The sequence below is a fragment of the Oculatella sp. LEGE 06141 genome, assembly GCF_015207605.1.
GTDB lineage: Bacteria > Cyanobacteriota > Cyanobacteriia > Elainellales > Elainellaceae > Oculatella.
Window position 1 is genome coordinate 118,846 of the sequence record NZ_JADEWO010000014.1, and the last position, 10,970, is coordinate 129,815.

Annotated in this window: 5 protein-coding genes and 1 pseudogene; all 6 read right to left on the bottom strand. The window is 50.3% G+C overall.

Annotated elements, in window-relative coordinates:
* Positions 1-5: 5 nt before the first annotated feature.
* Entirely contained in the window at positions 6-4,223 is a 4,218-nt protein-coding gene (locus tag IQ268_RS12540; protein ID WP_193879039.1) for a DNA methyltransferase, read from the bottom strand.
* A gap of 377 nt (positions 4,224-4,600) precedes the next feature.
* Positions 4,601-5,218 (bottom strand): annotated as a pseudogene (locus IQ268_RS33380) (hypothetical protein); the annotation flags it as partial.
* Entirely contained in the window at positions 5,218-5,757 is a 540-nt protein-coding gene (locus IQ268_RS12550; protein WP_228035305.1) for a hypothetical protein, read from the bottom strand. The pseudogene IQ268_RS33380 and the gene IQ268_RS12550, both read right to left, overlap by 1 nt.
* A gap of 2 nt (positions 5,758-5,759) precedes the next feature.
* The gene (gene drmD, locus IQ268_RS12555; RefSeq protein ID WP_193879041.1) at positions 5,760-8,897 is read right to left on the bottom strand and encodes a DISARM system SNF2-like helicase DrmD; all 3,138 of its coding nucleotides are present in this window, start codon (positions 8,895-8,897) and stop codon (positions 5,760-5,762) included.
* 131 nt (positions 8,898-9,028) lie between these two features.
* Positions 9,029-9,733: a hypothetical protein gene (locus IQ268_RS12560; protein ID WP_193879043.1), complete on the bottom strand. Its 705-nt coding sequence runs from the start codon at positions 9,731-9,733 to the stop codon at positions 9,029-9,031.
* A partial coding sequence (locus tag IQ268_RS12565) for a TrbI/VirB10 family protein (protein WP_228035306.1) occupies positions 9,730-10,970 on the bottom strand: 1,241 nt, incomplete at its 5' end. The genes IQ268_RS12565 and IQ268_RS12560, both read right to left, overlap by 4 nt.

Sequence of the window (10,970 nt, forward strand, 5' to 3'; positions counted from 1 at the left end):
GCTGATCAGAATAGACTTGTTTGAATTGGAGTATCTCCACCTTTTATTTCTTTAACTTGTTTTTTTTCTTTACTCTTACTTTTACCTCTTCCCTTTTTCTTATCATGCAAACCTTGGGCAACCTCTTCGGCGTAGCGCTGATGGTTTAACTCCAACAATCGATCGAGCACTTCGCGTCTTGCAGTTTCGCTGATGGTGAACCGATCGCCCTGTTTCGTCTGATGAAAACCGTGCCCTAAGTCGAGGTCTTGCCAACCGTAGGCAGCAGCAACTGCCTGATCCATCTCAACATGCAACTCTCGCAATTTCTGAATATCACTCGCCGTCTCGTTGGCATCATGGAAGCGGTTGTAAGTTTTGGTGAGTCCTTCCTGTCGATCGCGCATGATTGCCTGACGATGGGTGTAGTAGGTTTCGCCGATCGTGTCGAGGGTTGGGAATTGGCTGCTAAGGTCTGAGGGATCGGGTGTGGGGAAGGGAAAGGTTTCAAAGCAGTCTGAAGGGCTGTAGTTCAAATCCGCTTTCATTGTTGAACTGTAGTTCCAAGCCCATTGATAATGAAAATTTGATTGAAGAGCACAAAAATGTGAATAATTTTTAAAGGCAAGTATGGCAAGTTTATGAGCATAGATTTGCCTGGTTGGTATAAAAGTAAATGCAACTGTCTTACTCACAATAGCTATCGCCAGTACATGATCCATTTCAGCTATAGCTCTGTAAAGTTTTATGGTTGGTCGGGCGAATTGCCACCAGCGCTTAGCTCTGTCGCGCGAAGTTGCATCACCCTTTTCTAGCCTTTCTCGATCAGGCTTAACTTTCTCTTTTACAATTGCTAAACAGTCAGGATAGTCAGCAGCATACGGCGAGCCTTTAGGATTTTTGGGATCATCATGTTGCGGATCTAAAGCCCAATCTGAAAAATTGATAATCCAACGGCTAGGTAACTGCTCAGGGTGAGAGTTTAAATCTTCACCAACTAGATATGGGAACAAAACATCCTTGTTTGTAGGATTAGTACAAATCAATTGTTTTGCTTCTTTAGGATCTAAGACAAAACCTAAGCCTACAACTGTTGAGCCAATGAAACATTTATTAGCATTGGTTTGAAGAGCAATTGGATTACCAGAACTCTTCCCTAATGCGGTTAACAGAGTCGTAATTCCTAAGACAGGTGTTTCCCTTAATAAAAAGTTTCCTCTCCAACTGCATTTGTTTATCCAAATATAAGCAACTTCCAAGCTAGCAGAACCAATCCAGGGAATACTCGGCACAGCACGATGAATGACACAACCATTTGCAACTAATTGATCTAGCCCAACTTCACGGGTATCACCTTGAGCAATGGTATTAGTTGCAACTAATCCAAATCCTCCAGCATTGTTGGTGAGTTGATTGGCTCGCAGGAAGAAGTAAGCACAAAGATCTGCACTGCCTCGTTGACTGTTTGCAAGATATTCCACTAAGAAATTTCGGTAGTCTGTCCCAAGTGCTCCTGTAATCTTTTGTCCGCCTTGAAACGGTGGGTTGCCGACGATAGCTGAAAATCCCTTTGGTGCCGACTCGTCTAAAAATACCTCTGGAAATTCAATGACCCAATGGAAGGGCTGGCGATCGGTGAGCATTCGAGTTGCTTTTTTCTGAAGAACTTGAATTTTATGAGAACGTCCATCCCCATCCTTTTCAGATAATGCATTGGTTACATCAGCAGATAAAGAATCTAGATCATCCTTTGACAGGTTGGTTGCTTTTCGGGCATCTTTCAATGCCTCACCTACTAATAGGTCACCTACAAATCGGACTTGCTCTAGTAATGATTCTGCTTTCTTATGTCGTCTCTCCTTCTCCTGGATTTGATCAATACTATCTGATCTAAATTGCTCTAAAGTCTTACGTTCGTCAATTGCGCGTTTCAAAAGATTCTGAATTTGCTCTAAAGGTGCAATTGGGAATTGAGTTCCTTCTTGTGGGTTGAGATGAAATTTCTCAAGTTGTTCTACATTTCCTACTCCTAATAAAGAGTCACCGCACTTTAATGCATGATTCAGAAATGTAAACGGTCGCCCTTTCGCCAGCGTAATCAGCCACAGCGACAGCTTCGCCATCTCGACGGCTAACGGGTTTTTATCAACTCCGTAAAGACAGCGATCCGCCACAATCCGCCGCGCCACCACTAACCGCTCATCGGCATCTTTGGGAATGGGGCACTCCTCCGGCAATGCTGCCGACAGCGTGCCCTCTGGCGCAATCACCACCTGCCCCGGATGCTCTGCCTCTATCTGCTGCCATGCTTCCACCAGCTTCTCAGCCAAATAGCGACAGGTCTGCACCAAAAATGCCCCACTGCCCATCGCCATATCGCAAATCTTCAGTTGCAGCAATTCAGCAGGCGATCGCAACCGCCACGCTTCCTTCGGCTTCCCCTCTGCCACGCCCTCATACACCAACGGCTCCAGCGTATACTGCACAATCTCCTCAGTTAGATTGCGCGGCGTGTAGTGCGTTCCAGTCTGACGGCGATCGACCCCCGCTGTCACATACACACTGCCTGCTGGAATCACCACTGGGTAGTCCAATGTATCGAACCGGATCAGCTTGGCAAACGGTAGAATGCGATCCAACAGGGCGCGATCGTTATTGCAAGCAATCAGTAAGCGCTGCCTTGCTTGGTGATCTTGAGGTGTTTCACCTGTTCCACTCGATTGGCTTGCTTGAGTGGCTACAGCCTTCTGCAATGCCGACGGCGATTTACCCGTTTGCTCCTTCAAGAAAGTGACCAGAGCAGATTCCCCTTTCGCCGCCTGTGCCTCCAACACCGCCAGCGAAATCTCCGGCTCCTTGTCCTTCGTCCCTACCAATCCCAGAATCGGGTCTGCCGCCCGAACTGCCGTGTGATCGAGCAACCCCTCATAAACATGCCCAATCTGCTCAATATCCAATGCCCGGAAAGACAGCTTACGTGGCTCCACTCCACCGCCCCCCGGCACCTTCACCTGAAGAATCTGTAATGCTTCTAACAGGTGCAACACCGTGCGGTTATTCACAGGAATTGGGTCAGCCGTCTGCAATTTCCAATCAGTCCCCTCCCGCCGCCCCTCTAAAAAAGGAAAGCGATCGGGGTCAAACAGACTCCCACCATAGGCAGGAATAAACAGCGCATCATGATCTACTCCGGCATACACCGCCCGAAACGTTGCCAGCAAGCGACACCAGGCATCCTGCCGTCGCTCCAGCACCTCCTCCCCAAACTGATCCGCCTGCTCCCGCAAGCGCGATCGCAACGTCGAAACTGCATAATGCGTGTTGTAAAGCTCATTCTCATGGGGCGGAATCAGCTTGCGTTCCTCGGCTGAGAACAAAAACACCAGCCGCATCATCACCGTCAATGCCGCTTCATACAATCGAGTTTCCGAAATACCCTGCAACAGCGATCGGTTTCGATCCTGGTCAATCCGGTCGATCGACTGCACCAATACATCAACCGCCTTCCGTACCTGATAGCCCAACTGGTCGGTGACTTCTTGCTGGCTATTGATACTTTGCGCCAGCATTACCTCCAGCGTTTGCGGTTCATCCACCCGAAAGAAGCGATCGACCCCCAGCAAACTGCGGAATGCTCTGAAGGTAATGGGTTCTTCCTGCCAGAGCGTCGCATACCAGGAGATATAGCCCGTCGTTTCTCCCTTTGGCGCATTCACCAGCATCCAGTGTTCGCCATTCGTCAACAGTCCCAGCCGCACATTGCAAGCATGGAGCAACTCCATCATCCGAGTCGCAGGACTGGCAGCCCAGCGGGAACCCTTCAGCCCCTTTTCTAAATCCTGTCCCGCAGGCACCACCTGCACTAGTAACCTCGGTTTACCCACTTCTGCTGCATCACGGGGATTCACCACCACCCAATCGGGACGCAATGTTTCCTGATGCTCAGCGATCGTCACCTGCAACCCGGTTGGAATTGCCTGCCCCGACAACAACACCTCACCCGGCAACCCCAGCGTCTCTTGCAGCACAAACTCCACCCAAGCGCGATGGATGGCAGTCTCCGGCTGCAAGCTCTTCTGGTTGTCTTCCCACTCCTCATGGGCAAGCCGCAGCAATCTCATCTGCTCTGGTTCATGCGCCTCCAGCCCGTTCGGAAATACCTGAAGCAACACAGGTAGGCTCAGGAACGGACCCGATACTTCAACTAGAGAGAGCCATTCAGCGTGGTGACGTGCAGTAGACATTGTTAGACCTCGAACCAACTTGTAAGCGGAAGGGCTGCAATCACCTGCGGATGCATGACCCAGTACCAATTTTGCTGAGAGCTATCGTCTTTTCGTCGCCAGTCGCCATCCGCAAAAACCCATGACCAAAAGGGTTGCCCATTCCTCTCAGTTTGCGGCGGTTCATAGCCCAAGAAGTTAGCCACCTTTTGACCGACTTTGGCATACTGTATATTTGCCCCTTGATAGCCTTCATAGCAGGCTGCTTCTGCCAACTGTGAAGCGGTGATGGTTCGATGCGGAGCGTGGTAGTGCGATTTGAGCATTGCCCGATGTCCCTCTGTCAGATCAGGGGCAATCGCCTCAAATGCTCGTCGGTAGTCATCTACTGTTAGCCCTGTTTTCAAGGTTGGAAAGCCAGAATAATGCTCACGGTGGTTTCCCAAAAAGTTATCCATCTCTGCATGGGTTAAATAGCCACGATTCGGAGCAATATAACTACTGATGCTGCGACTGGGGTTTTCACGCCAGGTAATGTTGAAAGCGCACAGTTTCGGAAAGAAGCACAGACTTGAGTAAGGGAGGTGGTCATGAATCCACCAGGCAAGCGGGCGATTTTCGACCGCTTGCTCATAATGGTCGAGATACCAGTTCACAGCAATACAAACGGTCCCTCCGATACAGCCATCCTTGTCACGCCAATCCCAAATATGTCCAGCCCGGTTGTTCTCGTTACTACCGCAGTTGTGGTCATGCTCATTTCCAAACTGATTAACCGCCGGAGAACGGTAGGCAGACCGAATAGTAATTCGCCCAAAGGCTTCTTGAAGCGGTTCCAGCAAGTCTTCACATAAATGCTTGCCCACCTCAATAGCAAGGTCTGGATTTTCTGGAATATTAGGAATTTTGTAGTAATTGGAGATCTCGCTGTACAGAAAATCTCGCATAAAGAAGTTTTTGGAAAGCCGCACTCTCCCAAGATTTTCAAGTGCATCGTAAGAACTGATCGAGCGCATTAGGATACGCTCCCTGGTAGCTGAGGATATTGCACCAGTAGCGGACCTTCAGGAATAAAACGAGCTTGATAGGGCGATCGCTTATCTAAACCGTGAAATTGCTTGATGGGAATCGGTACATTCAATTTCTTCAAGCTCTGAACTTGCCAAAAAATTGCCCAAACAGGCTTATCGCCATTGAGAGCGGTTTCAGGACGTTCATAAGATCGCTCCTTGGGGTAACGCCCATTTCTTGCTTCAATATGCTTCACATAAATTGCATGCCATGTTGCCTTTGGAGTTAAGGGTTGTTCTTCAGCATGAGAAGCGTAGAGAAAAACTTCTACCAGACTTCCTCCATGCCCCCCTCGCAACTCATCAGCTTTGCGAAAAATATTAAAGGCTGTACTGCCAAAAGCAACAATCGGTTCTTCAATACCCTTGGCTTCCTGTACTTGAATTGACTCTAATCCAGATAGCAAGTGCTCCTCTGGTACGGGTGCAAGAATGGCAAAAGCGTGAGTGATTTTTGGGGCAGTAGTCATAAGAACGTTTTTCAAATCTAGATCAACTTTTGAGGAATCAAATACGTAACAGCCAGCGGAAATAATCGGGGTGTCGGATCTCTAAACCTGGCTCGGATAGCGGCTGCCTCCTGTTCAATCTCCTGGGGAATCTGTTCTAATCTAGCTTCGAGGCTCTTGAGATTGCGCTCAAGCTGCTCCCGCTCCGTATTGCTAAATAACTCAAGTTGCTCAACCTCTGGTTGTTTCAGTTCATTCAAAATGCTCTGACGCAGTTCCGTCAAAATTGCCGTAATATCGGCAACCTCCTTATCACAGCGGTCTTGCAGCGCTTTCTGAAGACCTGCGGTGCGATCGCCCATGCGAGCTTCTAGCGATCGCAACAGCGGTTCTTTGTGTCCCTCCCACAACGTCATGAGGCGCTGCTGAACTGTTTCTGGAATCGGATCAGGCAACACCGCATCTAACGCCATCTGCACCTGTCCCACATTGAGTCGGCTGAACCGCCCCTCTTTAAGCATTCCCCCAGCGGTAATCACCTCTTCATGGAGCCGTTGCTGATCGCCGCCTAAAATCACCAAGCGTCCGTGAGCAATCACCACCGGATGCTCTAATGCCGAACTAGGAACTAATCGAGCCGTGACGCGATGCAGCCGCTTCCGCCCTTCCCGTGACCAAACCTCTGCTCGCAGTAGGCGCAAGCACATTTGCACCAACCGATGGTTGAGATGCACCAGCACCACATCATCCCTACCATTCGATTGATCTGGGTCAAAGACAACCGGGCGAATCTCTTGAGTGTGCGGATGTGCCAGTCCTTCCGTGCAGGCTGACCAGCTTCCCCGGAACGCAGGCAGATGATAGGCTTGTCCCCTCAACCCCTCTATCTCTAATGGTATCAGCGGCGGTTGTTCTGCCAATTCCAGCCCAATGTTAACAACGGCTTCGATGTTCTCTGGGGTAAGTCGGAAATTGCGGCGAGTTTCACTTAACTGCTCTCGAAGCTTTTCAATTTGCTCCCGCACCGATCGCTCAAACTTTAGCATCCGCCGCACGGGTTCCGACTCCCGTTCCGCTCGGCTGGTATCCAGCGTGGTTCGCCGCCCTAACATGGCTTCCTCAACCTGGGTCGCAATTACCGGACCCACCTTGCCCAGGTCTTCCCGAATCGTATTCACCTTCAACGCTGCCCGCATTAAAAACTCCAGATCCCCTTCCAGATCTCCAGGACGAGTTCCAACCGCAGAGTGCTGATAACCCTTGCCCACGAAGTGGTAAACCAGGACTTCTGACGCTTTCTGCCCGTGACGGTCAACCCGTCCATTCCGCTGCTCCATGCGGTTCGGGTTCCAGGGAATCTCATAGTGAATCAGGCGAGAGCAATGGTTCTGTAAGTCCAATCCCTCAGAAGCGGCATCGGTTGCCAGCAAAATCCGCACCGGAGAAAGCTCAGGGTTTGCCTGGAATGCCGCCTTTACCTTCTCACGATCCTGGGAATCCATCCCCCCATACAGCGTCATCAGGCGGTCACCTGCAACCAGCCCCTCCGTTGCCAGCAAATCATAGAGCCACTTCTGCGTTGCCCGGTACTCTGTAAAAATCAAAACCCGTTCATTCGACCACTGTCCATCGGGCTTGATGTATTGCTTAATCCAGTTCAAGAGCTGCTTCGCTTTAGAATCGGATCGTTTGACCGCTACATCTGCCCAAGCTTGCATCTTTCGCAACAGTGCTTGCTCTTCAGGCGTAACCTCCCGAAATAGCAGGCTAGTATTGGCGATCGCATCCTCTGTCGATTCCTCATACAATCCATCGTCCGCAAATTCTTCCTCAATTTGCTCAACCTGCCGTCGCAGAATGCCCACAGTCGGTTTAGCAATCCGGCTAGCTTTACGGCGTTTAGCAGCCTGCAACGACTTTTGGTGTTGCTCCAACGTAGTGGCAAAGGCGGCTGGGGAAGAAAAAAGACGCTTTTTCAGGAGCTTCAGAACAAACTCGGTGGCGTATAGTTCAGTGGGATCATCCGCAGCCGCTTTACGGCGTAAATCGGTATACTCCCGCAAAGCCGTGTGAACCCGACGCTCGATGTCTGAGTAATCAACTGGAATAGCTGCCAACTTCCGCTCTGGAAATCTGGGCGTACCATCCCACTTGGGCGGTAGTTCTCGCTTCAATCGCCGCACCATGACGACCTGAAGCTGGTTCCGATCTGGCTCCACTCCCCTGGCAAACCGTTGAGTATCCAACAGTTCTAGCAGAGCCGTAAAGCTCTCTCGGTAGCCATTGTGGGGAGTCGCAGTCAGAAACAATTTGTGCTCAAAGTGAGGAGCCAATAGGCGAATGGCAGCCGTGCGCTGGGAATCGATCGCATAGCGACCACTCCCTGATGGGGCAACATTATGAGCCTCATCCACAATCAGTAGATCAAATCGACGGGGATAGATGGACTCTCCTTCTGCAGGCAACACCTCACGGAATAACCGGATGGGGCGATCGCGCTTCAGGAAGTCGATGGAAGTAATGAGACGAGGAAAGTGCGTCCAGGGGTTAACGTGAATGCCCCGTCGCCGCCGCAACTCTTTCATCAGAGTACTATCGACGATACGAAAATCTAGCCCAAACTTGTCCCGCATTTGATCGCGCCACTGAATTTGCAGCGCAGACGGGCAAACAATCAAGATGCGCCTGACCCGTTGACGCAAAATCAGTTCTTGGGCAACTAATCCAGCCTCGATTGTTTTGCCTAACCCCACATCGTCCGCAATCAACAAGTTGACGCGAGGCATCTGAATTCCCCTCACGACCGGATCGAGTTGGTAATCCTCAATATCAATACCGCTCCGAAAGGGAGACTGGATATTGCGAATATCCGCAGAAGAGGAGGCTCCCCAACGCACGGCATCCAAAAATGCATCAAGCCGTTCAGGAGAATCGAACCCTGTCGGTTCAGGTAGTTCTGTCTTTTCATGGACATGAACCCCCGGCTCCAGTTCCCAGATCACCTGCAACTCTTCCCCCAGGGCATCATCCTCAACTGAGGTCAGGGTGATCAGGTGCTGGGCAGATTGAATGCCCTGAATCAACGGATTACTCGGCAACACCGTCTTCTGAACTTCTGTCACCACATAGCGGCGCTGCCGGACATCAACAAGTTGACCTTGGTCGGGGGGAGACATAATACGCCTAGTCTTTAGGGTTCTTACTATATAAACTTCCCACCCCGTGTAAATACTCAGCAAACTTCGTTAAAATTTAACGAAGCTGCTTTAGCATAGGCTTCCCATAATATTCTACTTTTATAGATTTTCTAGACGGGTAAACCCCTTTCTTCTCGAACAAGCCTTGCCAAAGATGCAAGTACCTCCAATGGAACCTCAACTGAGTGGGCTGCCTCTGAAACTGTCATATTTTCGGTTCGCATCAATTCCAGAAGCTGTCGCACTTTGGCAACAACAGGATCATCGATCGACGTGTAACCTCGCAGAATGGCAATGCTTAACCCGGTTTGAATGTTGTCCAGCGTTAAGTTGAGATTACCAACAGTGGGATAAGCTTGTGAACGGGCGATCGCAGGCAAAATCTGAACACCGACATAACGCGGATTACTGCTGTGAATAATATCAAACGTGTAGAGCCGATTCTGCCCTCTAGCATCTACCGTTTGCACCATCAGGTTGGTTACAGGCGTAGTGGTTGCTCCTGGAAAGCGAAGCGGTTGAATCACTCTCAAGAAAATAGTCTTTGCCCGCCTAGTCTCTAACTCAGCATCCGTGCTGTAGACTACCTGCGAGGCATCTGCTAACAGAATATAGGCGATCGTTTCATCCGTCTGGCTAAAACTAACCGAAGTTGCCCGTCCAGGAGCAACTTGAACTTGAACCGCACTGGTGGTAGCCCTATTGCGATCTACGACCTGATAGGCTGATGTTTGTGCCTGAACGGACAGCCCAGGAGATACCAAACCAATCAATAATGCTGTGCTAACTAAGGTCAGAGCGGGCAATGGTCTCATCGGTCTACCCTCAAAAAGCTATTTACCACCACAGAAACTTCGGTTCCTTCAGGAACAAACTGCACATTGGGTCGCTGCAAGAGTTCTTGCATCGTTTGATCAGAGCGGCGAGATAGTCGTTCAGCAATGGGATTGAAGAAACCTTCCAATGCAGCCGCCCAAATCTGAGGTTCAGCACTCGAAGTGATCACGCTCTGATTAAAGTTACCTCCTGATGTGGTGGTGCTGGACTGGGTGCGAGGTTGATTGATAATCGTTCCCACCCGACCCAAGCTGCTGAGTAACCCTGTCAACAGGTCTTGGCGAGCGATATCAGGTCCCACATCATTGAGCTTTTGGGCTATTAATGGTCGATTGTCTTGCCCCCGAATCTGAAGGCTATCGGGAGGTAAGGTTTGCTGACGAATTTGACCAATGCGATCGCGATACACAATGGCGATCGCACTTGCCGACACTAAATTATTACCTCGCCCTACAGCACTAGTGCGAATCACTAAAACCGTACCCGCAGGGAGTGCCACTGTGCCATTGGTGGCTTTCATATCTTCAACCAACTCTACGGCAAAGCGATTTTCTTGGGCAGACACTGTGCCACCTGTCGAATTATTGCTGCCCTCATCCCAAATCATCGGCATAATCACCCTGGCTTTAGTGAACGTTCCGAGCGCGACTTCCCTGAAGCCACCCATTTGTCCATCAAGCTGTCCCGCCGGAGTACGGTTCAGAATGCCAATCATGCCAGGAGTCATGTCAGCACTCAACGTGGAACGCAATTCTGTAGGCGAAGCCACCCCAAAGGAGTTAGGAACCATGTCAGAACTGCTTGTCAGGCTAGATGATTCTGTTTCCGTTCTACCAATAGAGACTACGGGAATAACCGGGTTTTGCTGAGTCGCTGATGCAGATGGATTAGACTGATCACCAAGACCGCCGGAAGCTGTTCTCAAAGACTCCATAGCACCGGGACTCACTCGTAGTTGTCCAACATTTGCCAGTTGTGCCCAACGCTGAAACGGATCGACTCTTTCGACAGGTTGAATCCTCTCTGGCGGAGTAACAGGTGATCTTACAATCACTGGGTCTGGTCGAGAGGCTGTGATAGGAGGAGATACCGCAGCCGGAGTCGGCTCTGGAGCCGTTGGCTTCGAAGCCACAGGTCTGGATGGGGCTGGAGATTGAGATCTAGCAGCAGATTCAGGCTGGAGTTGTTGCTGCTGATCCTGGAACGCTAGACGGC

What these genes read in the sequence shown, in the direction of transcription:
- IQ268_RS12540 (WP_193879039.1), bottom strand. Translation starts at nt 4,223, where the DNA reads ATGTCTACTGCACGTCACCACGCTGAATGGCTCTCTCTAGTTGAAGTA.
- drmD (WP_193879041.1), bottom strand. Translation starts at nt 8,897, where the DNA reads ATGTCTCCCCCCGACCAAGGTCAACTTGTTGATGTCCGGCAGCGCCGC.
- IQ268_RS12560 (WP_193879043.1), bottom strand. Translation starts at nt 9,733, where the DNA reads ATGAGACCATTGCCCGCTCTGACCTTAGTTAGCACAGCATTATTGATT.